The organism is Pseudomonas sp. GW821-FHT02A11 (assembly GCF_059421985.1).
On the sequence record NZ_JBWKWB010000003.1, the window covers coordinates 343,913 to 365,334 of the forward strand.

A 21,422-nucleotide genomic window follows, 5' to 3' on the forward strand; every position below is an offset into this window, starting at 1 on the left:
GAGCACGCCCAGCAGCCGTTTGGACAACCCGCAGGTGATGATGAAACTCCGGATGGAGGCTCCGTACCTGTCTCGTTCTTCTTCCGCTCCAAGCGCCCCTCATGCGGGTGCGTCGGCTGTACCGTGCTTAATCGGCTGGTCTGAGTGCTCAACTACACGAGAGACAATGAGAATGGCTAAATTTCGAGAGCCTGATCGCCTGTTAAGATGGCAACTGCAAGGCCAAATGCAAACAGACAACGGCTGTGAAGGCAATGGTCAACGGGCACGGCACTGGGGGCCACGCCGCCGCACATTTCATTGTGACCCCGTCAGGTCTCTGATTTTCGACACCCTGTTTTCAGGTGCATTCTGGAATAGCCTCGTTATTCTCGGGGTAATTCGGTTTCCAGAAGGTATGCACCCATGTCCCTCAGCGTTTTCCAGCGCGAGACCAAGTTGACCAATCAGTTGCGTCCTGGCGAGTACGTCATGCAGCCGGGCGAGAACAGCCTACTGCGCGTCCAGGACGTTGTGCACCGGAGATACACTACAATCAAGCGACTTGAAGGTCATTACGCTGGAACGACCTTCACTGCAGGACAAAAGCTTGGTCGTAACTGGGAGATTGTCTCGCCTGATGAAGCAAGGGCGCGACTCGAATCTATTGCGATATTGGCACTTACCGCCTAAGACATTTCGCTGTTGCTAGGACAGGACGAACGATGGATCAATACCTCAGCAAAGCTATGGATTTTCTGAACTCCATAGGTATCACCACCCGGGTTGTCGTTGGCTCGACAGGTTTCACTCCCCACTGTGAAATTCTAAACGGGAGTATTCACGTGGACCCACGCTGCCGCGCTTCCGAGCTGCTCCACGAGGCCGGTCACTTAGCTACTGTGCCTGGACAGTATCGCCACCTGCTCTCGGGAAATATCACTAAAGGTCAAGCTGAGATTTTTCGCGATATCTCATCAAGCGAGGTTGAACCCGACTCTCCCCTATCGAAGGCCGTTGTCCAGATGAGCGATGGCGAGGCTACTGCTTGGGCCTGGGCTTGCGGGAAAAAGGCCGGCATTCCCGAGGACCTCATCATTCAAGATGACGAGTACAACGGACAGGGGGATTTTTTAAGAGGTCAGCTCACTACCAACACCTTCGAAGGTATTGAGGGACTTGCGTTCGCCGGGTTCTGTAGAGTTAAAGCCCGTCACCCTGGGAACCTGCCGGTCTATCCTGAACTGGAGTATTGGACTCATCCGGTGCTCGACGCCAAAAATGAGTGCTGGCATGGATAGTCGTATCGATGTTGCAAAGGCTCTGGCAACGGAGTGGCACGCTGGCGAAGTACGAAACTACACCGAGGCTGAGCCATACATCAATCACCCAATTGCTGTTGCCGATCTAGTGGCCACTGTGTCCGATCGTTGGGAGGAAATTGCGGCTGCTTTGCTCCATGATGTTCTGGAGTGTGATCCTGCCCTGAGGTCACATCGTGAAAAGGTGATCTTCGATAACCTAGGCGGCACCGTGCTGGGCCTGGTCCTTGAGGTCACAAATCCCAGCAAACCCTCTGATGGCAATCGAGCTGCCAGGAAGGCCGTCGACCGTCTTCATCTCTCCAAGGCCTCTGCCGGAGGCCAGACTCTTCGACTTGCAGACGCTATTCAAAACTTCTCAGATCTCCCCGAGCGCAACCCGTCATTCGCCGTGGTTTATGCGCGAGAAAAGGCTTTGATCCTGCCGATCACCCTACAAGGATCACCGCTGTTGCACGCCCGTTTGAAGAAGATGATCGAGCAGATTCTCGACCTGAACTGATGTTGGCACGCCTTCATTCGCGAGATGATGGTCTCATCATTTTTTGAGGCTTTCACAATGTCGTGGACATCGATTTCCCGTGCACTTCCAGTTCTTCCAGACAGCGAAATGGGCTATCCGCGCTCTGAACCGGTAATGGTTTACCGGAAGTCGGGACACCAGTGTGTCGCTCGATATGTCCGCGTCGACGATGAAGATCCATCATCGGTGGGGCGCTGGAGAAGTGACTGCAGCGAAGCCTGGGACATCACCGACGAGGTCACCCACTGGCGGCCTTGCTTCGAAGCTCCTTCAGATGGAATCGTAAATGAACCAATCCAAGGCTTCTTCATGGAGCCGGAGCAGCTCGATCAGCTCCGGCTGATCGCCAATGGGCTTTACGGCGACGGAAGCTCTCTGACTTCCGATCGCCGGCGAGACCTCGCGAACTCTTTGGCTGTGCTGATTGGACGTCTAAAAGACCAGCCTGTTGAGGTTTAACAAATTCTGAGGGGGTGTTTTGGATTCGCCTTCGACCTGATCGATGGTTGAATGGCGTCCGTTCCCCGGATCTTGTCCGGGGCGGAATAAATTCGGCACAGGCAATCACCTCCATGTCAAAGCGCGGCGTCAATTCGGTTACTGTAATCGGAACCATGGGCCAGGATCCTAAGGTTCAGCAGTTCGGTAATAACTCGTTCACCGTTGTTTCACTCGCTACAAGCGAGGTTTGGAACGACAAACAAAGCGGGCAAAAAACCGAGGAGACCGAATGGCACCGAGTAGTTTTGAAAGGCCGGCATGGCGAGCATGTTGCTCAATACGGCCGGAAGGGGCGCGAGCTTTACGTTCTCGGCAAGCTGAAAACACGAAAGTACACGGTCCAGGGTGTGGAGAAAACGATCACAGAAATCATCGTTGGGCCTTACGACGGCCAGTGCCACTTCATGGACAGTATTGCAGATCAGCCGCCAGGCCAGAGCAGCTCTCCAAGTCAAAATGCACAGCCTCGCCCCCAGAGCTATGCACCTCGACACTCCTCGCCGCGCCCTCAACAGGCTCCGCGAGATGTCGAAGACCATGATGACTTAATCCCACCTCCTCAAATGTTGGAGATTCCTGAGTTTGATGAAAGCTACCTCAAAAATATCCCAGTTTAATCTCGTATGACTCCCAGCGAGTCGGCCGGTTGAGTGAGAGGTATCCAATTATCCCCTTCAATCGAGGACTTTGGTCCTTAAACTGGTCAGGATATTGCTGTATCGTTCCAGCTATGTGCCCTGGGGAATGTCATTTGGGGATGAAGCTTTACCGTAGGTACTGAGGTGCCACTGAAAATTACATGCGCCTTGAAATGAAAGGCGCGAACGGTTGTCTAGGATCGATGCCGGAAGTAATCGGATCGACCTAGAAACCCTGATCGTTATGAGCCGCGAAGCACCAATGGATTCTGGAAAATTGCGTCAAACTGATAGATCGATGGACGTGTTTCAGTCCGTTAAGCGTTTTGACCTCGTATGCATGCGTCGGCGTGCATTCCTCCCACTTGATGACACTCCGGACGTCTACGACGACCCGTCCTCAGGGGACGAAGATTGTGGTCCTCCTATCTACGAACGGTCAAAACGTTGGCAGTCCCAAAAGTCGTTTGAGATGCGTCGGATCACTCTGCTGAAGAGCGCGAAAGGGACGTTAATCGGCTATCGGCCAATGATTCAGCAGGGCCACGGCGCAGAAGCCGAGCGCTTCAACCAGCCATTCCGAGCTGCTGATTATGATGGGTCGCTTGATGAGGCTCTTCGCCACGCTAAAGCCTGGCGTGATGCGACGGAGCTCCGACTTGGTATAAAGCCTGGTAGTTTACGCGCCAAGACATCTCATCGCCCTTGGTCAGGAGTGTCCCTGATTGTCTCAAACGCCCCCGGCGGCCGATCGTACTGGGGAAGCAACCATGTCATCGGAAAGCAGCCACTTCGGGCCTACATTGGCAAGCGCTCTTACGCGGATGCTTATCACGATCTGATCCTGAGAATCGCAGAGCGCGATCAGATCGCTTTGCCTGATGAACTTCCCGCTCCTCCTCCACCCAGAGTGGATCAATTTCGTCGAATGACTAAGGCTGGTCTGACTGGCATTCCTGAGCCTGTTCGCCGGAGGAGCCCAAAGACTCAATCCTGACGGAGTGAATTTGGGAGCCCCACTTTGGGTGGTCATTTCTAACCAATGCGGTACGTTGTCGACATGTGATTAAGGACGTGTTGACCATGAAACGCTTTGCATTCCTGTTACTCCCCCTTGCCCTAACGGGATGCGGGGACAGTATCAATGGCGCATATCAAGCGGCCATTCAGTATTCAGACGAGCAGCCACGACCAGTGGGTATTGCAGTCATCCAGAAAGATCGGATCGTCGCAGACGGCCGCTCAGTCACAGTCGCCGAATGGAAGAGAGATGGCGCGACCTTCACTGCCTTCGATACGAATGGTAAGCGGCTTGCGCAAATGGTTCGCAATTCAGATGGTGATCTCGTGCAAACCCTTCCCATGAGCCGAGTCATCTACCACAAATTCGACTTCAACTGAGTCCTGGACCGCCCGTGACAACGTGGGCCGACGCTATTCCCCTCTCGATCACTCTTCCTCGCCTTTCCAGAGGCGAAAGCAAGGAACAAGCATGCGTGCGCTTTACCGGCTGATCGCTGGCTCAGTTTTCTGTGCCATTTCTACATTGAGCTCTGCGAATGATGTTCGAATCCTTCCTTCTGCCACAGCAGGTAATTCATCGCCACCAGAAGTTTACCTTTCCGGTGAGATCACGGATGCCACTGTGTCTCAGCTGGCGTCGCTCATAAACACTAAAGATCTCCAGGGATCGATTATCTACCTGGATTCCGCGGGAGGAGACCCTCAAGCCGGGATGAACCTAGGCGACCTGATCCGCAAGTCGAATATGAACACAGCGATAGGAAAGCCGGGGGCGAGCCCTGGGCAGCCGTCAGCCGGACGGTGCATGAGCGCATGTGTTTTGACGTATGCCGGCGGTAAATTCCGATTTATCGATCCAGCTTCACAGCTCGGCATTCATCGGTTCTACCGTCGAACCGCATTATCCACTGATCTTGACGTTGCTCAGGTCATGTCCGCGGCGATCACTTCGTATCTGATTAAGATGGGAGTTGCACCTGCCCTTTTTGAACGGATGGTTCAAGTTGGGCGCGGTCAGATGGAGCTGTTAGCGCACGCTGACGCCGCAGCTCTCAACTTGGTGAACAATGGGGTGCTTCCAGCTGAATGGAGCATCGTTGGTAAGCAGGGAGAGGTCTATCTTTTAGGCAGGCAGCAGACCATGAATGGAAACGGGAAAATCCTGCTGAGCTGTATACCAAATCACCGACTTCGTTTGTCAGCTCTGTATGACGCCGGCAGCAACAACGCTTTCATTGCACAGAATGCTAAAAATTTCAGCCTTAGAGTCAACAAACAGTTCCTACCGGTTGGATCTCTGCAGGGACGCCCTGCTGTTTCTGGTGATTACGTGCTTGCCAGCTTCATCCCTGACGACATCATGCTGGCCGCTCTTGCGGGCGCTGAGCAGGTTGGCTTTGGATTCCATACGAACTCAACTGGTACCTTCTATGGGTTCTTAGTGGATGCGACTGGTGAGCAGGACCTGGTCAGAAGTTGGATTAAGCATTGCACAGATCGATAGGGGTTCTGGAACGCGTGTGACAGAGTCAGGATTGCTCCATCATTCCAAGGAGCAATCCACCATGTACAGACTCGAAGCCCCCCACCTGCCTCGTTTTGGATCGATTCAGATCCGTGGTAATCAGTGATGCTGATTCCCTACAAGCGCCTGGAAGCCGAGACTCTTCAAAACCTCATTGAGGACTTTGTTAGCCGGGAAGGTACCGATAACGGAGACGATTCGACTGAGGCACAGAAGGTTGCACTCGTACGGTCCCAGTTAGCCTCTGGCCAGGCTGTTATCTATTTCGACGCTGAACATGCTCAGTGCATACTCACGACGCGAGACCTTGTGCCGGAAGAAATGCTGCTGGCTTGGAGTGATCAAGCCTGATTGTCCAGGAGCAGTTAATTCCGATGGCTACTTTTCGTTTGGCAACATTTGGAATGAACGGTAGCTTGTGATTTGTATCCGTTTCTCACACCGGACGTCTGTCCAAGGCTGTAACGCCGTGCCAAACCTGTGCATCCAAAGCTCCGCTCAATCGCCCGTTCTCTGTGCGCTCTCTTCGCTGCTCCGTTCAAAGGGCTTGGCGAGCGCTGCGGTGATTGATGATCATGTTTTCTTTCACCTACCCCACTCCCCAATGATTCATTGCGCCCCAGTCAATGATGGCGTCGCCACTGAAGGCTTACTAAGGGCTGTCGCACGCGATGAAGATCTCGTTGATCTGAAGCTTTCCGAAAGCGTCAAACGGTTCGTAGACGTGCCAGGCAGCTTTTGCGCCCAATCGAAGGGGTTCGTTCGGTCGTTCCTGGGAGCATGGGCCTCTAGGGTCGCCCAAGCTTCTTGCGCACCCGATCTTATTCATATGATCGTGGACGGTCTGTTGGAAGTAGAGCATTGGCTGTCGGATGACGGGCCTGGCGCTTGTGTCATTGTAGGAAAATGGGTGATGTGGACTTCTGGCCGGCACGGTATGAGCGATCTTCAGTGGGCGCAGAATCTTGGCGATCGGCCAGCGCCGGACATGGCCACAGCTAGCCGTTGGGACAGTATTTCAACTCTCAACATCGATGACTTGCATGAGATGCTTTGTTCCTTACAAGAATGGCATGCGGCACCTTCAGTGTGGTCCTTCCGAAACCGAGCGGTCCCCGCTTGATCTTGACCGTCCTACCGTTCCTTGAGATATCCTCCCGTTATCATGCCGGCACATTATCTACTGGGTTTGATAGCCCTCTGTCGGCAGGACTTCCTAATAGATCGACCTATCACCCCTAGAATTGTTTTATCTGGCGAGCCCCAGCTCTTTTCGTTGAGGGCGAAACCATGGAGTTTAGAATTGAGCACTGTTACTTCCAAGGACGCCATGCGTGATTTGCTTGCTGCGAAGGTGGCCGAAAAACTAGAACAAGATCCAAGCGTACTGACGCGGTATGCCGCTAAGCCTTTGCCTGACTCGAAACCTTATTCGAAGAAACCAACCGTAAGTGAGAAGGCTTTTCAGAAGGAGTTGGAGAAGATGCGTGAAGACCTTTCCGCTCCTGATCGGTCCGACGCTGAACCCTCACCAACCAGTACTGGCAATAAATTGGCTCTTGATGATTACCCAGGCCTCTAGCCGTTCACCTCATACGAATTCGGAACCCCTGTTTTGGCTGTGATGTGTATCGGCATTCTGTAATTATTTGGGTTATCCCTTTGCAGGAACTGCCCATTACATGCGCTTCACTCGCCTACATCTCTGCCTTGTGGCTGCCGCTATGGCGGCAGGCTGCTCTTCAGCGCCTAACTACGACACATCCAGGAACCCATTTGACGAGCCACTGGCAGCCCCTGAGGTGCCAAGGGCTCGTATCACTGCGCATGTCCCAATTCAAACTGAGCAAGCAGCGGTCTTGCCGTCGATACCGGAAGCGTTGACGACGTCAAGTCAGCCCCAAGTGAACACAGCACCTGCCTCTGACGTTCAGGTGTTTGCTCTCGACGGAGCGCCCTACACGCCGGTTTCTGTTCCGATTGCTGTGGACGGGGGCGGAAGTGAGGTGACTGGACAGGAACACGCCACTGCTCCGACTTCAACCGGACAAGTCGATGAGGTTTTGCAAGAAGCACGTCGAGTCGGATCGACTGGCGACGTTGCTGGCCAGCTATCGCTCCTCGAGCAGGCGGGTTCCATGGGAAACGCTGATGCCTTTTATGAGCTCGCCAAGATCTACCTCACTGGTGCTGGTGTCGAAAAGTCTTCTGATGCAGCTGTAGGGTATCTCAACTCAGCCGTAAGCCTTGGGCACACCGAAGCTACCAGGGTACTTGGATGGCTCTATGTAATGGGCAGTGGTGTTGGGAAGGACGTCTCCTACGGTGAGTCGCTGCTCGCCAAATCAGCGGAAACAAGCATCCGGGCCCAACGTGAATTTGGCATGGCCTTGACCAATCAGCGAATCCCACACCTTAACGACATGGAGCGTGGTCTCGAATATCTCAAAGCCGCTTCTGCAGCTGGTGACGCAGAGGCCGCTAAAGCATATGAAACAGCCTTTACGCCGGCAGCAAGCGGTGAAGCCGCACCAGCGACGAGTAGCAGCGCAATTGGAAAATCAGTTGCTGTCGGCCTGCCTGAGACGGCTGCGCCTCGGCAGACAGTTCAGGACGGTGGCGCGAGTCTTGAAGCTAGAGGTCGTAGTGGCGATCTGTCTGCCATCTACCAGGTGGCATTGAACTTGAGCTTGGGCAGGCTTCGTACTGATGGCGACCCTCAATTCAAAGCTTACTGCTGGTACTCCGTAGCGGCTTCACGTGGTTATGGCCCTGCTAAAGAGGAAGTGAAATCTTTAGCAGGGGTACGAATCCTGTCAGACAGAAAATCCCCGGGAAGCATGGACGCTTGTATAGCCGATCTGAACTCGTCAATCGATGGGTATTAATCAACACTGGCTGCGGCGCGGCCGGTGATGGTGATCTCATAGCCCCCCGCTGGTGATTGCAACGTTTTCACGAACCCAACGCTCTCGAGCCGGCGAAGATGCCGGCCACCCAGCAGTGACCTACGAGTTCCGTCAAGAGAACTGTCCAATGCTTCACCGAGGTCTGCGGGCGTGTTCACGGCCCCGCCAAGATCCCTCAGGGTTTTGAGAGCTAGTAGGTCTAGCTCTGAGATCACAATGTTCGCAGGACCCCGCGAGAAGCTGTGGTTTTCGAGGAGAGGGGTTTTTGTCTGGCTCATTATCGATTCTGCGGGTACGGGTGGATGCACTCTATACCGTCAGTCGTCGTAGGCAAGTCATTATGCCCCTTCGAAAATCTAGGGCGGCATCACTTTGCAGAATGCCTAAAAAAGGCAAGCACATTTTGGGTAGCTATCCCGCCGTTTATCGGCAACCATATGACCCGCATGGAGCACAAAATTTTTTCAGAGGTTGATTCAATGTCAGATAGACCACTCCGCGTAATGATCGTCGATGATTCTCGTACTATCCGGAAGGCCGGTGAGGACATCTTATCCGCTGCTGGATGTGAGATATCGCTGGCTGAAGACGGCTTTGACTGCTTGGCAAAGATCAAAGATTTCGGTCCGGATTTCATCTTCGTCGATGTGATGATGCCCCGAGTCGACGGATACATCGTTACTCAACTGATTCGTGCCCATGCCGAGCTTAGCGCTATCCCAGTAGTGATGCTTTCTTCTAAAGATGGTGTTTTTGACAAGGCAAAAGGCATGTCTGCTGGTGCAACCGACTACTTGTCAAAACCGTTCAATCGGGAAGACCTGCTCGGAGCCGTTACCAAACATATCCCCCGCTTCGAGCCTGCCTGATAGTCCAGTGGGTGTCCGGAACACCGGGCACCCAGTCGGCTGGCCCCGCCATTCGTCTTCGCAGGACTTATCATCCATTTTCCGCTCACATCATTTTTGATTTCCTCTTGAAATCCTGATCATCCTCGTTATCCAGATCAACACAGGCTCATCACCTGGAATCATTGAGCCGACATCGGTTCCCCTGTTGATTGAATAATGGAGACGACAAATGACTGAGCCACTTCTTCGCATCGCCTACTTCGCGATCGGGATCTACACTTTCGCCAGCGCCCTGCTTACCAGCGCCATCATTGGTCGCTCGAACACCCTTTCCGCCGTTGAAAAACTGAGCCTCGGCAGCATCTGGATTTCCTTCATTGCATTCGTCCTGATTGTGACCTGGGCGTCCAAGGCAGCAGCAGCTAAACCTGGCCAGAAAATGGCCGAATCCTTACTCCGGGTATCGTTCCTGACCATGGGGTTGTTTTTCGGAACTTGCGCGGTGGCCAGCACGCTTGCCATGACGTCCTCGAGCAGCGCTTTGCAGGATTGGTTCTGCGTCGGCGGCTTGTGGTTCGCGTTCGTCACCTTCTGCGCAATCATGGTCCTGTCCAGTAAGCATGGGCACGCCCGCGGCGCAGTCACCACAGATGAGAAGTTGGCGTCTGAAGCGCATTCGGCATAGCCGTTTTGACGTGATAACCCGGCCGGAAAGTGGCAGAGTGAACTCTCTTAAACGTACGGCCGGTGAGGTGAATTAATGACGGACCAATCGCAGACCTATGACGCGTTTGGGGGCCAGGAAGCTTATCGAGCTATCCATGAGGCGCTGTCGCGAGCATTAGCAGAGCCCGCTGCACAAGGCGACCACGCTCATGGAGCGAGGGCGGGATTTCTACTCAGCCAAATAGCCCCTCATATCCAATCGCTTCGTGTTGAAACTACGACCCGAGCGGCAGCTGATTCGGCGCGGCATACAGACCATCGCCCTCTTTCTATGAGTTAGGCACTCATTCGCCCGCTTCACCGAGAAGGGGGTTGAGAACATCGTCCGATCATTCCAGCAGCGATAATGCTTTGCGAAGTCCACCCTCTTTATTTTCTCTTTGAGGCTTCTGGCACGGCTGGGGTACATCTCCAATAGAGGTAATTTCTAAGGAGTGTACTCATGAACAATCGCACAGCATCTAGCCTGGCAACCCCCCAGTTGGGCTTTGACTTCCTCTCGGCGATGACGCCCGCAACAGCGATTAACAAACTCGGTTCTACCTCGATTTCCGAATTCGATCTTTCGAACCCATCTGGTATTGCTGCCGGAGAAGCTCTGTCTCGGTTGGTGGTGGACGATCGGGTTCTCAACATGGGCATGACGACCTGGCGCGCGCTGCTAGATCGGGCAATTTCTTTGGGGCATACCGAGCTCTACCCTACCGATGAAGGTCGAATGGGGCTTAGAACTCCAGGCATGCGGTTCGGGCCTATCAATCGGATGCCTGAACTGGGACCTGAGTACGTTCACCGTTCTGTCTTCAGCCAACGTCTTTCGAAGGCGCTCGGTGCTGGCCAAGCGGTCAAGTCGTCGCGTGTTGCGATCGACGAAGAGATCAAGCTCGATCTGAGCGTCACGGAAGAGATGTTTTTGATTGGCTTCTATAAAAACCGGAAGACGGTAGGCTCGGTAGCGGCGGCTCTAGATTCATTTCCCATCAGCGCACAATATTGCCAATCAGAAGCGCTGAAGGGTCATCTTCAAGCAGAGCTTGCAGCTGCAGTCCCTGAAGTATCAGCGGCAGCGTTCACCCGAGCAATGCAGGGAGCTGCTGCCCAGATTTTGAAAATCCTGGGGAGTAAGTGATGTCCAGGCCCATCAATCGCGCTGTAATCGAGCACCTGGTCGACATCGATCATAGAGACCTGATCAAAGGGGATGTGACCATTCAGTTGGTAGCGGCCGCCGGCGACGCTATCGCAGATGTACTGCTTGACCACGGCTTTCAACTTGAACGCAGCTACATGGACGGCCGGGACATCGTGCATTGCTATATCAATCCGCGGACCGGTGTGATTCTTGACGGGATCGGATTCTCGTTGGGACTCATCAACAACGAGAATTGTGATCCAAACCTCGCTGTCTTGTTGCGCACTGACGCTGCACAACCTGACCAGTCCTTGAGATTTTGTAAGCCGCTGAGAAGCTCAAAATCTTGGTACCTACCGATGTCCAATAGTGCTACTGCCGAGGATATTTTCTCGGTTGCGGTAGGGAAGCAAACCGATCCCGCCTATGAGTGGCGTGATGCTGCGTAGCGTAAGAAGTTGGGCGATTAGGTGAGAACAATGGCCAAAACATCAAAAGGAAAGGCTCAGCGCCCCTTCAACGCGTTAAGAGATGCCAGGGTGAAATTAGGCATGTCCCAGGTTGAGCTTGCAAGTGAGTTTGATATCGCGCGGACGACGGTGATTACCGCAGAGAAAGAAACACCTCGGCCATGGATGACTATTGCCTGCCTTGGACTTGGGAACCTTAGGTTCATGGATGTTGGCGTGAAAACTCTATCTGGCCGAGCGCTATCGGCGCTTCGTGAGCGCCTCGGTCTTTCGACTGCAGCCCTCGCTGACAGGCTTGGCTTCGCTGAAAGCACAATTGTCACATGGGAGCGGACAGCACCACCACTGTGGGTGCACCCGGCGATGATTGGGTTGTCAGTACTGTCGCTTGTCGACTAGGTGCTAGCTGAATTCGGATGCGGCCTTTTGAGTTGGCAGAGGCAAACAGTGCGTTAACCTGTTTGCCTCCATCCAACTTGAAGCCAGAGGCTCGCTGCCAGATGTGGTTTAAAAACGTCCTCACCTATCGTATTACTCAAGATCTATCGCTGACCCTGGAAAGCCTTGAAGCGGCGCTGCAGACCAAACCAGCCCGACGTCCAGACAGCCAAGTTCTACAGACCGTTGGCTTTCTGGCCCCGCACAGCAAAGAGCCAGACGCACCTCTCGCTCACCAGGTGGAAGGCATTTATTTGATTGCCCTGCGCACCTACGAGCGTATCTTGCCACCCAGCGTTGTCGCTGATGCACTTGCCGAAAAGGTCGAAGAAATTCAGACCGCTCAAGCACGTAAGGTCTACAAGAAGGAAAAGGACCAGATCAAGGACGAGATCATTCAGGCTTTTCTCCCTCAGGCCTTCATCAAGAAATCGACCACCTTTGCAGCGCTAGACCTGAAAAACAATATGGTCTACGTGAATACCGGTAGCGCCAAATCGGCGGAAGCTTTGCTTTCGACTCTCAGGGAAGTGCTCGGCAGCCTGCCGGTGCGGCCAGTGGCGGTGAAGATCGCGCCGTCAGCTACGTTCACTTCCTGGATCAAAACCGAAAAGTCCACGAACGACTTCTATGTCCTTAGCAACTGTCGCTTCAGTGACATCAGTGAGGAAGGTGGTGAGATCAATGTGAAGAACCAGGATCTCACCGGTGAAGACATCAAGAATTTGCTGGACACCGGCAAGGTGGTCACCCAGATCAGCCTCGCGTTCAAAGATCAGTTCAGCTTCACGATCGATGACAAGCTTGCGTTACAAGGTCTGCGGTTCGAGAGTGTCCTGCAGGAGAAGGCGACGGAGGATGGTGGGGAGGACAAGGATGGACAGTTCGATGCATCTTTCTTCCTGATGATGAGCGCGCTTCGCGAAATGGTTCCTCAGCTGCTTGAGGCGTTGGGCGGTGAAGAACTGCCCGCTGGAATTTAACGACTATGGCCCGCACTGCGCGGGCCATTTAGGTGAAGGTAATGACTGATGCCTCCAGCTTCATTCTTCAAACGCTTCAAACAGACGCGCTTCCAGATGCGTTCAGCCTTGACCAAGTGGAGCTTCTGGTAAAAGCAGCGCTCGAGCACTCGATCGACAAACAGTCAGATCTCGATGAAGAGCGTATCCGCAATCTACGTGCTGCGCTCCAGAAGATCGAAAACACGACCACTGACATCGTCGCCGCCCTCTCGGCCAGGCAAGCAAGGCTCCAAGATGACGACTGAGTTTGAGATAGAAAAAAGCCGTTCAACGCAGGATCTCGGTCACGGTGAATCAAATGCTACCGCGACCGCCGGCCTCCGCCTATTGGCGGAGTGCTTTGCCTTAGGTTTGACCGACTCTGGAGCACCTACCAGCGTTGACGTGCGTGGTGATTGGGCATTGCTGTGCACCAGAATTGAAGGCCACTGCATGAGCTTTGCCGTCATGGAGCCAGAGTTTCCCGAGCTGGCCGAGGGAGCCGTACCTTTGCAGTTCGGTTTGCCCATGGCGTTTGGCTTACCTTCTGGCGACATGATCTTGGAGAAACCTGACACGTTCTTCTATCTACCAGCTGACTTTTCGGTTGATCGCCTCTTCTCCCTGTGCCGCGGCCATTTCTCTCCGGTTCAGTTCACAGAGTTGTTGAATTTTTCAGTTCGGCACGCCATGTCCGTTCCTCGTAATAAGTTTCCTAAATCAATCCTACTAATGATCCGAAATCGCACGGAACTGCACGATGCAGGTGACAAGCGATTCGAACTGTGGACTCAATCTTTAGGCAGTGTTCGGGTCATGGAGCTCAAGCCTACTAACAACCCCCATGCTGCAGCCGCCGAAGCTAATGAGCTTGGGTTCTCGCCAACCATCTACAGGTGTTCTTCAGGCAGGTTTGTCTCATTCAAGTCGACTGATGGGACGGTGTTCTTGTGATCTGCCGCACTCTGCTGATCAGTGGATTACTCCTAACAGTTCAGGCTGTGCATGGCGCTGAGCCGGTGGCTTTGCCCTCCCCCATCAAGTCTGCACTCAAAGCTGACTCCATCGTTTGTACCCACCCAGAGTCGCTTTACCTGATTTACGAAGCCAGCTCGATCGCAATGGCGGGCGGTGGCAAGGAGGCCTTCCAAGCCTATTTCACTGCAGCAGGGAAGGTGTTTGAAGCCCGATCGGAGTGCTTGGTTCAGTCCGAGAGCATTGAGGTGACTGTGGATGCATCGGCGACCATAGAAAATCCGCTGAAATCGAAACCGGTTGTGTACGGCCGGTTCGGGATCGCCGGCTCGAATAGTAAGGTTTGGGCAACGATTGGGAACCTTCCCGCGTTCGAAGGTCAGGCAATTGCCTTGGGCCTGGTTGCACCGCCAAACTCCCCAGAGGATAGTGGCAGATGAAACAGGCGATAGAGGGTGTACTGAAAGGTATGCTCGCCGGTGTGAATGCTGAGAATGTTTCAGCTTACGAAGCTGTTTCATCAAGCGAGGAATTTGTGGAGCTCGCAGAGCACCTGTCCGAACGTCTACCGGACCGATTCGGAATGTGCGTTCAGAATGGACCTTTGCGAGCTGTTGAAGGGCTTCTGGTGCAGACCCTTAAGGGCAATTCGCAAGCGAAATTTCTCTTCCTTCACGCTGATTACGTCGAATCTCAGGTTCGAAAGCAAATTGAGCGATCGGAGGGGTTTCAGTGCGGTGCTGATAAGACAAGAACAGTGCTTCGCGCGCTTGCACGTCACCTAGTAGACGGAGATCCAATAGCCTTCGACTACGCGGGCAAAGTCACTTATCACTTGCCGACGAAGACTCTGAAATCCCAGGAAGAAATAGTCGGTTTTTTCGATTCGGTTCGCCGCCTCTACTATGGCGATCCACTGCCATATCTTCGGCATCTGACTGAATATGGCCTGGGCCAAGAAGCTGATGAACTTTAAATGGCCGGCGGCCGCGCGATACGCGGCCCTCTGGTCAACGTAAAGCGCAGAACTCCTTCAACTCGGCTACCCGCTCAGCTGAGTAGACGTCGCTTTTGGGGATGCTACGGGTCACGGATCGTTCAGTCGTCTGGACTATCCCAGGGATGCCATCGCGAGCTTGCGTGATTTTGTATACGACCCGAACATCATGGCAAGGCTGCGGCACACAGCCTCCCTCGGCGGTGCAAACTTTTGATGATTTTTCTACGAACGCTTCGGACTGCTTACATTCAATGCTTGAAAACCCGGCGTGGCAGTTGAAGCCCTCCAGTTTTAAGTCATTGATCAAGTTGGCCGTTGTGGGGCTGGGTTCATTTATCCACGCCGAGGTGCAAGCTGATAAAGCCGATATAGTGCTCAGGAGCAGAGCTCCCGCGGCCTTACGCACTTTCCTTCTCCGTTTTGCGCTGTTGAACGATGCGCTGATAGATTTCTTCGCGATGAACCTCGACGTTGCTGGGAGCTTTTATCCCTAAGCGTACTTGGTCCCCATTGATTCCCAGAACAGTGACTGTGATGTCGTCACCGATGTTCATTGTTTCGCCTACGCGGCGGGTCAGTATCAGCATATGGCCTCCAGTGAGCTTACACGCGCAACCATATCCGCTGATCTCTGCAGATGCACCTCAAAATGAATGCTCCGAATTCACGCACTTCCTGTAGGTGAATTCGGAGGGGGTGTTTTGGCGTGCATTCCAGTTTTGAGCCGTTATTCTCGGTTGCTGACCTGTTTACGAGAATTAACCTGTGCAGATTTCCGCGAAGAAGACCAGCTTAGTAGTTGTTGTGCTTGCGATGGCCGCAGCAGGCGCGTACGCAGCAATGCAGCGCCCCGAGTCGGCATCAGCGGCAGTCCTGCAGGTTGAAGATGCAGACGCAGTCAAAACCTCTATTGGACAGTCCTTTGCTACCTCTCCAGGGCAGTTCAGCGTGCCAGCGGCGTCATCTAAATTGGCCAATGCAAAACTCGAAGGCTACGCCGTCTGTACTCAGCACGCCGAAGCTACCGCAGCCCAGTACATCGAAGTTTCCGAAATGCTCGACAAGGCCACAACCCACGTAGCCGAATTCCAACGAGCAGTCGATGGAGTGATGGATTCCAAAGACGGAATGACTGACTGCGACTTTCGAGTCATCACTGCTATCGCCAAGGTCGCAAGAGGTGGCTAATCGTGGTCACCCACGCCTCCTGCGCATGATCTGTGAGTCCGATCCATTGAATCTAAAAGGATCGGTAACGCGGTCGTTGCGCCTTATTTCAATTTTCAAGGCGGTATCTACCGTCTCCAACGCTTCAGCCACCGCGATGCATGCAATGCATTGTGGGGTGCACGGGTAACCAAGTATGGAAAGCAGCAGCCCCGCCATTCAACAACTCCCCGGTATGGAAAATGTGCCAGCGGTCTCCCACCAGGGTACCGGCCTCAATGCAAGGATGCGCAACATCGAATTGCGCAACACTCATCGAGTAACCGGTTCAGCTGGGCAAGGGGAGCTGTTTAGCCCATACGAGATTCGTCTTGATGACGAGGACCACAGTAACCTCGTTTCGATCTATGACGCGCTGCCACGATTCAGCTGGGCCTCTAAAACGGTTCGTGACATGAACCAGATGACGACCTTGCTGGAAGGAAGCCTTAATGGCCAGCCTTTTAGAGTGATCATGAAGGCGGTGAACATGGAGGTCCCTGTCAAGGTGAAGGGGAAGTTTACCGGTGTAACGGAGTGGGTTGGACTTTACCCAGGTAGCCGGGAAGAATGTGTCGAGGAAGCGCTACGCAAATTCAGCACTCAACCTGGTCGCTTCAACGAGTCCAAATGTTCTGTTCAATTCAGTCTTTATGACCTCCGGAAAGAGCTCAAATCGTTAGGGCACACGTATACGTACGATGAGTTGCGTCAAGCGCTAGACATCCTTTCAAAATCCAGCCTGACCATTCAAACCCGCGCAGCGGACGGGGACAAGATCGACATCACCTCGACCTACCTCCCATTCCTCATGCTTCGTAGCAAGAACAAGAAGAGCAAGCACTACGTTGATGAGAAGGACATTCCTGAAGAAGATAAAGACAAAGGTGATTCCACTCTTTGCGATGCAGTTCTGCACCCCCTGATTTCCCGAGGGATCGAGCGCGGTGATTTCAGGCTTTATCATTACTCCACGTCCATGAGACTCACAAACAGTCTGGCGAAAATCCTGAATCGCGAGCTTTCAATGCGTTGGCGTAACGCATCTATGAAGCACCCCTACCGTTTTCACCTAGTCGAGTTCTTGAGCAACACCGCCCGTGGGGTTTCCAAACGGATGCCTGAGGATTTTCGTGCAGTGAACCTTGCACTCAATGAGCTGGTGAAAGAAGGCGTTCTCTCCGAGTTCACATCCACCCCGATCAAGAAACTGAAGGGCAAAGGCGCGATCGACTACGTCTACGAAGTGCTCCCAACCACCAATTTCATTGGAATGATGGTTGACGGTCACCGCAGGGAGAAACGCCGAAAGCTTGCCCTTACCGCTTGATACAGACTCATCGTGAACTTTGCCCGCATTTATGCGGGTTTTTTTTGACTTCGGAAAAGCTTCAGCTGCGAGTTACCGCTAGCCAGGATCAGTACTGGATTCAGCCACTATTTTGTGTGGAGGTAACGGCGTCCCGCAGTCGGGAACATGAGGGAGCCTAATGCAATGCGGAAGCCAGTCGTCTTGTTGCTCGTTACCGGGCATCGCATCCAAAATCATAATCAGGATTGCTTCACGATTCTTCCCTGAGCTCCGCTACGTAATCTTTTTCTCTAGTTTTTTTTGCTTCCCGATTGGTGCCAGACATAAAGCGTCTTTTGGTCGACAGCCCTTCGCCTGGGGCATCACTGGGCTTAACGCTAGTAAGGATTGGTACTATATTCAACGGGCGGTAGAGTAAGGAACTCTCAAGCCCGTCGGTAATCCATAGTCTACTATTCATCCAAATAACAAAAATCTGGCCTTATACAGTAGTCAGGTATCGTGCATGTTTGTAGTCAGGTTTGGTGCATTCACTAGTTTTTACCTTACTTATCCACAGGACTAGCCCTTGAATTGGCTCAGTCACTAGCGAGGATTCGACCACGATTTCAGTATGGATAGTAAGGTTTGGTGCACCTTCACATTTCATACAGTAAGGATTAGCCCACCTTTCTGCCATCAAAAATGGCTTCTAGTCAGGATTGGTCCGCATTTGAGGTCAGGATTGCTCCACGATTCTGAGCTGCAGCCCCCGTGGCTTCTGGTTTATCGTCCACCTTCCTTTGTTTTTCCTTTTCCTATAGTTCCTTTGTAGGGACCGCTTCTGGCACAAGCCTGGTCGTATCCAAATAACCTCGAATCCACAACGAGGTTAACCCCATGCAACGACTCACCCGCTTCAGTTGGTTCTCAATCGCCTGTTTCCTGTTCGGTATGCTGATCGGAAGCATTGCGATCGGATATTTCATGCTGACCCTTTCACCGGTTCCCATCGGAGCGACTGTCATCACAATCACTGTAGCGGCTTCCCCGCTCTGCGTTTTCGCATTGGTGATCTCTCGCGTGTTACCCAGTCTCAAGTTCCTCCTGGCCCCAACGTTACTCATGGGCGGATTAGCTGTTCCTCTGGATGTAGCATTTGCCTGTCTCTTGGGTTGGATTGATCACAGCGCCTTACAGGCGGTGACTCTTTGCATAGCCTCCTTCTCTACCATTGCTTTGATCGCACTGCACTCAACGTCAAACCAGCGGCTCAACCTTGCACTCAAAGTTTCTGAAAACCAGGCGATAACGTCTGGGCCAGCGCCAGTCACCGGAGCGATCCCACAATGAGTGCACAGACACGTCAAGCTCCTAAGGGCCCATCAATGCTTGATCGCTCAAAGGCCTGGTTAAGAAATGCCCCAAGTCAACCTGATATCCAAAAGGCTGTTGCAGCAATTGTTGCAAAGGTCACCAAAGGGGATGTCGCTAATGACAGTGATTGCAAGGAGACCTGGGATGCTCTCGCTGATCACTACGTGGAAGCAGGGGGCGATCTTTGTGATCTAGCTTCATTGCCGGATACGGAAGCTGCCGTGTCCACGGTGGGTGAGAATCAAACTCCGCTCGCGTCGGTGGGGCTGGACTACGGCAATCTCTATCCCGTTGATGCGCCTGCAGCCCCTCCCCTGACGTTTGAAGAGAAGCAGATCCGTCTGGCAGGTCTCAAAGCTGCGATTCCTCGTCCGGGAGGCTTTCGATGAGCCCTCTTGAGCAGGCTAAAAGTTGGCTGTTGGATGAGAAGCCCACGAGCGAGGAGATTCAGCAGTCGGTGGATAATCTCTGTCACCAGATCGCTCGACCACCAAAGGATGTGGGCAAAGAGCAGCTATTGGCTGCGATTACTTTTCTGATGGGGGCTCTGGGGAAAGACCCTTCGGAGGTTGTGCTTCCTGAATCACCTCCGAGAGCTGAACTGGACCTGTCGCCCCTTGGGGAGATTACTGGGGAGTCGACTACCCCTCTAAGTGCGTCGGAGCGCCGTAAACGCTTCGAGGAGCTAAAACTGGAGCTAGGGGCACCGTTCTAAACAAGGGGCCGTTTACGGCCCTTGAGGGCTTCGGTTGGAAGAGTCGGCACTACTTTTGCGTCAACCAGCAGATCAGCGTCAAAAAAATTCATCACTGTCTTCAAGCCCGGATCTCTTAGGAGAGTCGCAAGGGCAGGATTGGTCGTCGATATTACTGCCCAGGCCTCTCTTTTGTACTTTTCAGGTAAGCCACTGAGCATCACGTACCTCTCGCCGGCAGGTACTACGGGCATGGAGTACGTTGTCATCCACGGATCGACTTTTTCTTCAGACATGATGTGCCAGCTGTGAGTGTGTTCCCCCTACTCTGCCCAGTTCATTGCCACACGCAAGCCAGAACGCACCTCTCGAAATTCCGAAGGGGTGTTTTGGATTCGTTTACTGATTCTTGGCGGTTAGACTCTGGTAAATCATTGGCCAGAACCGCAAACAGTCATGGCAAAAGCACTCATTTTGACAGATGACCCATCTGAGGCATTTCACACTCAGCAGATCCTCGCTGAGCTCTTTGAAGTCGTAAGAGCGTGCAACACCGTGGATGCTGCATCTGCTCAATTAGTCGAGCTGGCTCCTGATTTGGTGATTGTCTACGGCCTGGAAGGTTCCTCCGCACAACCCTTCAAAGCCGCGGCTCAGGTCATAACCAGTTCAACCCCGGCACTGCTTATGTGCGCCGGACTTCAAGTAGCAGGCGTTGGCGAGCCCACCCGTTCAGTGCGCGTAGTCCCTCCACTCAATCTGACCAACACACTGAAGGCTATGCATGAGCTGGGCCTTTCGACAATCGTGGACCAATCCATTCTTCATCACCATCGCCGACCAGCAAAATAAGGACGACCATGTTCAAGCCCCTTTTCTGTGCCACAGCCATTTGCTTAGCAATGACAGGCTGCGCCAGCAAACCAGAGTTTCAGCAGACTACCTACCAGTACGAGTCCAAGCAGCACTCAGGGACCGTAGCTGTGACCGAGATGACAAACGTACCAGCTGAACAGTGCGGTGCCCGCTGGCGCGATGAGCGCACCTATCAGCCTAACGGTGTGCAGCAGATCACGGGCTTTCGCTTGGAGATCCAAGTTCATGACCAGAGCCCGGACACCTATGGGAATGTGATCAAGGTCGAACTGCCTTCCAACCACGGCCGCGATGTGCTCGTGCGTGATTTTCAGAAATCAAAAACACTGATGCTCGGTGTCGACAAGAACGGCATGGTTAAGCAGGGTGATCTTTTCTACTTCCCCGAAGGCTATTTCGTGCGCGCGGCCCAGCCGCAGTTCAACGACGAAAATGTCAGCTTCTGCCTGGGGGTCGATCGGACATATGTTCCTGAGCCAGAGCTGAGCACCCCGAACCCTCTGATCCACATGGATCGGCTGAATGTGCGATTCAATGCCAAGCCTGGGGAAGAGAAAACCTACACCTTCGGCTCCGTGCAGCCAGTAAGCGTGACAGTGCGAGCGGTACCACTGTGACGACTAAATCAGTGCTGGTCTTCGCTCCAAACGTTGCGATTGCGTTCGCGCTTGATGGTCAGACGGCGGTTGAGCTTGCGCAATACGCAATGGGTTACTACGAAAGCATGTTTCAAACCCTTGCGGTTTCTTACCCAGATGGGAAGCAAGCCTTCTTGATCGACGTTTTGTGTAATGGCTATCTCGAGTGTGATCTGGTTACCGCCTGGGCGGGAGTGCCGGAGGTGATCGAGGTCGACTTTAACAATTTCCCCGCCACTGAAAAGTCGAAGCTTGACCATACGACGTTTGGTGACCATCACGCTGTAAAGCTGATCATGACCAAGTTTCAGAATCTTCTTTGAG

The 21,422-nt window shown here is 53.2% G+C and carries 31 protein-coding genes; 29 read left to right on the top strand and 2 right to left on the bottom strand.

Translation table 11 applies throughout. From position 1 onward, the window contains the following. Positions 1-405 precede the first annotated feature (405 nt). From AC07V9_RS06890 to AC07V9_RS06990, 21 genes are all read left to right on the top strand, one after another. Positions 406-672: a hypothetical protein gene (locus tag AC07V9_RS06890; RefSeq protein WP_495014975.1), complete on the top strand. Its 267-nt coding sequence runs from the start codon at positions 406-408 to the stop codon at positions 670-672. 32 nt (positions 673-704) lie between these two features. Then, positions 705-1,280, top strand: a complete 576-nt coding sequence (locus AC07V9_RS06895) for a hypothetical protein (protein WP_495014976.1) — start codon at positions 705-707, stop codon at positions 1,278-1,280. Continuing rightward, positions 1,273-1,803 carry an HD domain-containing protein gene (locus AC07V9_RS06900; RefSeq protein WP_495014977.1) on the top strand — a complete coding sequence of 177 codons (531 nt, stop codon included), beginning with the start codon at positions 1,273-1,275 and terminating at the stop codon, positions 1,801-1,803. Before AC07V9_RS06895 ends, AC07V9_RS06900 begins: the two co-directional genes overlap by 8 nt. Before the next feature lie 57 nt (positions 1,804-1,860). Beyond that, positions 1,861-2,283, top strand: a complete 423-nt coding sequence (locus tag AC07V9_RS06905) for a hypothetical protein (protein ID WP_495014978.1) — start codon at positions 1,861-1,863, stop codon at positions 2,281-2,283. A 113-nt stretch (positions 2,284-2,396) separates the two neighbouring features. Then, on the top strand, positions 2,397-2,942 hold the full coding sequence (gene ssb, locus AC07V9_RS06910; RefSeq protein ID WP_495014979.1) for a single-stranded DNA-binding protein: 546 nt from the start codon (positions 2,397-2,399) through the stop codon (positions 2,940-2,942). A 211-nt stretch (positions 2,943-3,153) separates the two neighbouring features. After that, complete coding sequence (locus tag AC07V9_RS06915) at positions 3,154-3,960, top strand: hypothetical protein (protein ID WP_495014980.1); 807 nt, start codon at positions 3,154-3,156, stop codon at positions 3,958-3,960. An 86-nt stretch (positions 3,961-4,046) separates the two neighbouring features. Next, a complete protein-coding gene (locus AC07V9_RS06920; RefSeq protein WP_495014981.1) occupies positions 4,047-4,364 on the top strand; it encodes a hypothetical protein in 318 nt (105 codons plus the stop codon). 91 nt (positions 4,365-4,455) lie between these two features. Then, positions 4,456-5,490, top strand: a complete 1,035-nt coding sequence (locus AC07V9_RS06925; protein WP_495014982.1) for a COG3904 family protein — start codon at positions 4,456-4,458, stop codon at positions 5,488-5,490. 126 nt (positions 5,491-5,616) lie between these two features. Next, the gene (locus AC07V9_RS06930; protein ID WP_495014983.1) at positions 5,617-5,862 is read left to right on the top strand and encodes a YheU family protein; all 246 of its coding nucleotides are present in this window, start codon (positions 5,617-5,619) and stop codon (positions 5,860-5,862) included. Between the two features lie 952 nt (positions 5,863-6,814). Continuing rightward, positions 6,815-7,093, top strand: coding sequence for a hypothetical protein (locus AC07V9_RS06935; protein ID WP_495014984.1), 279 nt, complete (start codon positions 6,815-6,817; stop codon positions 7,091-7,093). A gap of 556 nt (positions 7,094-7,649) precedes the next feature. After that, complete coding sequence (locus AC07V9_RS06940; RefSeq protein ID WP_495014985.1) at positions 7,650-8,399, top strand: tetratricopeptide repeat protein; 750 nt, start codon at positions 7,650-7,652, stop codon at positions 8,397-8,399. 500 nt (positions 8,400-8,899) lie between these two features. Continuing rightward, positions 8,900-9,289 carry a response regulator gene (locus tag AC07V9_RS06945; RefSeq protein ID WP_495015110.1) on the top strand — a complete coding sequence of 130 codons (390 nt, stop codon included), beginning with the start codon at positions 8,900-8,902 and terminating at the stop codon, positions 9,287-9,289. A gap of 211 nt (positions 9,290-9,500) precedes the next feature. After that, the gene (locus AC07V9_RS06950) at positions 9,501-9,956 is read left to right on the top strand and encodes a hypothetical protein (protein ID WP_495014986.1); all 456 of its coding nucleotides are present in this window, start codon (positions 9,501-9,503) and stop codon (positions 9,954-9,956) included. A gap of 483 nt (positions 9,957-10,439) precedes the next feature. After that, on the top strand, positions 10,440-11,126 hold the full coding sequence (locus AC07V9_RS06955) for a hypothetical protein (protein ID WP_495014987.1): 687 nt from the start codon (positions 10,440-10,442) through the stop codon (positions 11,124-11,126). Further along, the gene (locus AC07V9_RS06960) at positions 11,126-11,578 is read left to right on the top strand and encodes a hypothetical protein (RefSeq protein ID WP_495014988.1); all 453 of its coding nucleotides are present in this window, start codon (positions 11,126-11,128) and stop codon (positions 11,576-11,578) included. The genes AC07V9_RS06955 and AC07V9_RS06960 overlap by 1 nt, the downstream gene beginning before the upstream one ends. A 30-nt stretch (positions 11,579-11,608) precedes the next feature. Next, positions 11,609-11,998, top strand: coding sequence for a hypothetical protein (locus AC07V9_RS06965; protein ID WP_495014989.1), 390 nt, complete (start codon positions 11,609-11,611; stop codon positions 11,996-11,998). Between the two features lie 101 nt (positions 11,999-12,099). Next, the gene (gene rdgC / locus AC07V9_RS06970) at positions 12,100-13,020 is read left to right on the top strand and encodes a recombination-associated protein RdgC (RefSeq protein WP_495014990.1); all 921 of its coding nucleotides are present in this window, start codon (positions 12,100-12,102) and stop codon (positions 13,018-13,020) included. A 41-nt stretch (positions 13,021-13,061) separates the two neighbouring features. Continuing rightward, positions 13,062-13,307, top strand: a complete 246-nt coding sequence (locus tag AC07V9_RS06975; protein WP_495014991.1) for a hypothetical protein — start codon at positions 13,062-13,064, stop codon at positions 13,305-13,307. Further along, complete coding sequence (locus AC07V9_RS06980; protein WP_495014992.1) at positions 13,297-13,995, top strand: hypothetical protein; 699 nt, start codon at positions 13,297-13,299, stop codon at positions 13,993-13,995. Before AC07V9_RS06975 ends, AC07V9_RS06980 begins: the two co-directional genes overlap by 11 nt. Beyond that, positions 13,992-14,456 carry a hypothetical protein gene (locus AC07V9_RS06985; protein WP_495014993.1) on the top strand — a complete coding sequence of 155 codons (465 nt, stop codon included), beginning with the start codon at positions 13,992-13,994 and terminating at the stop codon, positions 14,454-14,456. The genes AC07V9_RS06980 and AC07V9_RS06985 overlap by 4 nt, the downstream gene beginning before the upstream one ends. Next, a complete protein-coding gene (locus AC07V9_RS06990; RefSeq protein ID WP_495014994.1) occupies positions 14,453-14,992 on the top strand; it encodes a hypothetical protein in 540 nt (179 codons plus the stop codon). Before AC07V9_RS06985 ends, AC07V9_RS06990 begins: the two co-directional genes overlap by 4 nt. A 422-nt stretch (positions 14,993-15,414) precedes the next feature. Here AC07V9_RS06990 and csrA read toward each other — a convergent pair whose 3' ends face one another. After that, the gene (csrA, locus tag AC07V9_RS06995; RefSeq protein ID WP_495014995.1) at positions 15,415-15,603 is read right to left on the bottom strand and encodes a carbon storage regulator CsrA; all 189 of its coding nucleotides are present in this window, start codon (positions 15,601-15,603) and stop codon (positions 15,415-15,417) included. 178 nt (positions 15,604-15,781) lie between these two features. Here csrA and AC07V9_RS07000 point away from each other — a divergent pair, with 178 nt between their 5' ends. The 5 genes from AC07V9_RS07000 (at position 15,782) to AC07V9_RS07020 (ending at position 19,605) form a co-directional block, all read left to right on the top strand. Next, entirely contained in the window at positions 15,782-16,204 is a 423-nt protein-coding gene (locus tag AC07V9_RS07000) for a hypothetical protein (protein ID WP_495014996.1), read from the top strand. Between the two features lie 175 nt (positions 16,205-16,379). Next, positions 16,380-17,552 carry a replication protein gene (locus AC07V9_RS07005; RefSeq protein ID WP_495014997.1) on the top strand — a complete coding sequence of 391 codons (1,173 nt, stop codon included), beginning with the start codon at positions 16,380-16,382 and terminating at the stop codon, positions 17,550-17,552. Between the two features lie 861 nt (positions 17,553-18,413). Beyond that, positions 18,414-18,866 carry a hypothetical protein gene (locus AC07V9_RS07010; protein WP_495014998.1) on the top strand — a complete coding sequence of 151 codons (453 nt, stop codon included), beginning with the start codon at positions 18,414-18,416 and terminating at the stop codon, positions 18,864-18,866. A gap of 35 nt (positions 18,867-18,901) precedes the next feature. After that, the gene (locus AC07V9_RS07015) at positions 18,902-19,279 is read left to right on the top strand and encodes a hypothetical protein (protein WP_495014999.1); all 378 of its coding nucleotides are present in this window, start codon (positions 18,902-18,904) and stop codon (positions 19,277-19,279) included. Beyond that, on the top strand, positions 19,276-19,605 hold the full coding sequence (locus AC07V9_RS07020) for a hypothetical protein (protein WP_495015000.1): 330 nt from the start codon (positions 19,276-19,278) through the stop codon (positions 19,603-19,605). Before AC07V9_RS07015 ends, AC07V9_RS07020 begins: the two co-directional genes overlap by 4 nt. On the opposite strand, the gene AC07V9_RS07025 is transcribed toward AC07V9_RS07020, so the two are convergent. Beyond that, positions 19,602-19,880, bottom strand: coding sequence for a hypothetical protein (locus AC07V9_RS07025; protein WP_495015001.1), 279 nt, complete (start codon positions 19,878-19,880; stop codon positions 19,602-19,604). The two genes, AC07V9_RS07020 and AC07V9_RS07025, sit on opposite strands and share 4 nt — an antisense overlap. A 160-nt stretch (positions 19,881-20,040) precedes the next feature. On the opposite strand from AC07V9_RS07025, the gene AC07V9_RS07030 reads away from it, so the two are divergent. From AC07V9_RS07030 to AC07V9_RS07040, 3 genes are read left to right on the top strand one after another with little or no spacing between them, the layout of a single operon-like run. Then, positions 20,041-20,436: a response regulator gene (locus tag AC07V9_RS07030; RefSeq protein WP_495015002.1), complete on the top strand. Its 396-nt coding sequence runs from the start codon at positions 20,041-20,043 to the stop codon at positions 20,434-20,436. A gap of 8 nt (positions 20,437-20,444) precedes the next feature. Beyond that, on the top strand, positions 20,445-21,077 hold the full coding sequence (locus AC07V9_RS07035) for a hypothetical protein (protein ID WP_495015003.1): 633 nt from the start codon (positions 20,445-20,447) through the stop codon (positions 21,075-21,077). Positions 21,078-21,088: 11 nt separating this feature from the next. Beyond that, positions 21,089-21,421, top strand: coding sequence for a hypothetical protein (locus AC07V9_RS07040; protein ID WP_495015004.1), 333 nt, complete (start codon positions 21,089-21,091; stop codon positions 21,419-21,421). Position 21,422 lies beyond the last annotated feature (1 nt).

Bases quoted from the DNA above. Each gene is read 5' to 3' on its own strand.
- AC07V9_RS06890 (WP_495014975.1), top strand. From the start codon at position 406: ATGTCCCTCAGCGTTTTCCAGCGCGAGACCAAGTTGACCAATCAGTTG.
- AC07V9_RS06895 (WP_495014976.1), top strand. From the start codon at position 705: ATGGATCAATACCTCAGCAAAGCTATGGATTTTCTGAACTCCATAGGT.
- AC07V9_RS06900 (WP_495014977.1), top strand. From the start codon at position 1,273: ATGGATAGTCGTATCGATGTTGCAAAGGCTCTGGCAACGGAGTGGCAC.
- AC07V9_RS06905 (WP_495014978.1), top strand. From the start codon at position 1,861: ATGTCGTGGACATCGATTTCCCGTGCACTTCCAGTTCTTCCAGACAGC.
- ssb (WP_495014979.1), top strand. From the start codon at position 2,397: ATGTCAAAGCGCGGCGTCAATTCGGTTACTGTAATCGGAACCATGGGC.
- AC07V9_RS06920 (WP_495014981.1), top strand. From the start codon at position 4,047: ATGAAACGCTTTGCATTCCTGTTACTCCCCCTTGCCCTAACGGGATGC.
- AC07V9_RS06925 (WP_495014982.1), top strand. From the start codon at position 4,456: ATGCGTGCGCTTTACCGGCTGATCGCTGGCTCAGTTTTCTGTGCCATT.
- AC07V9_RS06930 (WP_495014983.1), top strand. From the start codon at position 5,617: ATGCTGATTCCCTACAAGCGCCTGGAAGCCGAGACTCTTCAAAACCTC.
- AC07V9_RS06940 (WP_495014985.1), top strand. From the start codon at position 7,650: ATGGGAAACGCTGATGCCTTTTATGAGCTCGCCAAGATCTACCTCACT.
- AC07V9_RS06945 (WP_495015110.1), top strand. From the start codon at position 8,900: ATGTCAGATAGACCACTCCGCGTAATGATCGTCGATGATTCTCGTACT.
- AC07V9_RS06950 (WP_495014986.1), top strand. From the start codon at position 9,501: ATGACTGAGCCACTTCTTCGCATCGCCTACTTCGCGATCGGGATCTAC.
- AC07V9_RS06955 (WP_495014987.1), top strand. From the start codon at position 10,440: ATGAACAATCGCACAGCATCTAGCCTGGCAACCCCCCAGTTGGGCTTT.
- AC07V9_RS06960 (WP_495014988.1), top strand. From the start codon at position 11,126: ATGTCCAGGCCCATCAATCGCGCTGTAATCGAGCACCTGGTCGACATC.
- AC07V9_RS06965 (WP_495014989.1), top strand. From the start codon at position 11,609: ATGGCCAAAACATCAAAAGGAAAGGCTCAGCGCCCCTTCAACGCGTTA.
- rdgC (WP_495014990.1), top strand. From the start codon at position 12,100: ATGTGGTTTAAAAACGTCCTCACCTATCGTATTACTCAAGATCTATCG.
- AC07V9_RS06975 (WP_495014991.1), top strand. From the start codon at position 13,062: ATGACTGATGCCTCCAGCTTCATTCTTCAAACGCTTCAAACAGACGCG.
- AC07V9_RS06980 (WP_495014992.1), top strand. From the start codon at position 13,297: ATGACGACTGAGTTTGAGATAGAAAAAAGCCGTTCAACGCAGGATCTC.
- AC07V9_RS06990 (WP_495014994.1), top strand. From the start codon at position 14,453: ATGAAACAGGCGATAGAGGGTGTACTGAAAGGTATGCTCGCCGGTGTG.
- csrA (WP_495014995.1), bottom strand. From the start codon at position 15,603: ATGCTGATACTGACCCGCCGCGTAGGCGAAACAATGAACATCGGTGAC.
- AC07V9_RS07005 (WP_495014997.1), top strand. From the start codon at position 16,380: ATGGAAAGCAGCAGCCCCGCCATTCAACAACTCCCCGGTATGGAAAAT.
- AC07V9_RS07010 (WP_495014998.1), top strand. From the start codon at position 18,414: ATGCAACGACTCACCCGCTTCAGTTGGTTCTCAATCGCCTGTTTCCTG.
- AC07V9_RS07015 (WP_495014999.1), top strand. From the start codon at position 18,902: ATGCTTGATCGCTCAAAGGCCTGGTTAAGAAATGCCCCAAGTCAACCT.
- AC07V9_RS07020 (WP_495015000.1), top strand. From the start codon at position 19,276: ATGAGCCCTCTTGAGCAGGCTAAAAGTTGGCTGTTGGATGAGAAGCCC.
- AC07V9_RS07025 (WP_495015001.1), bottom strand. From the start codon at position 19,880: ATGTCTGAAGAAAAAGTCGATCCGTGGATGACAACGTACTCCATGCCC.
- AC07V9_RS07030 (WP_495015002.1), top strand. From the start codon at position 20,041: ATGGCAAAAGCACTCATTTTGACAGATGACCCATCTGAGGCATTTCAC.
- AC07V9_RS07035 (WP_495015003.1), top strand. From the start codon at position 20,445: ATGTTCAAGCCCCTTTTCTGTGCCACAGCCATTTGCTTAGCAATGACA.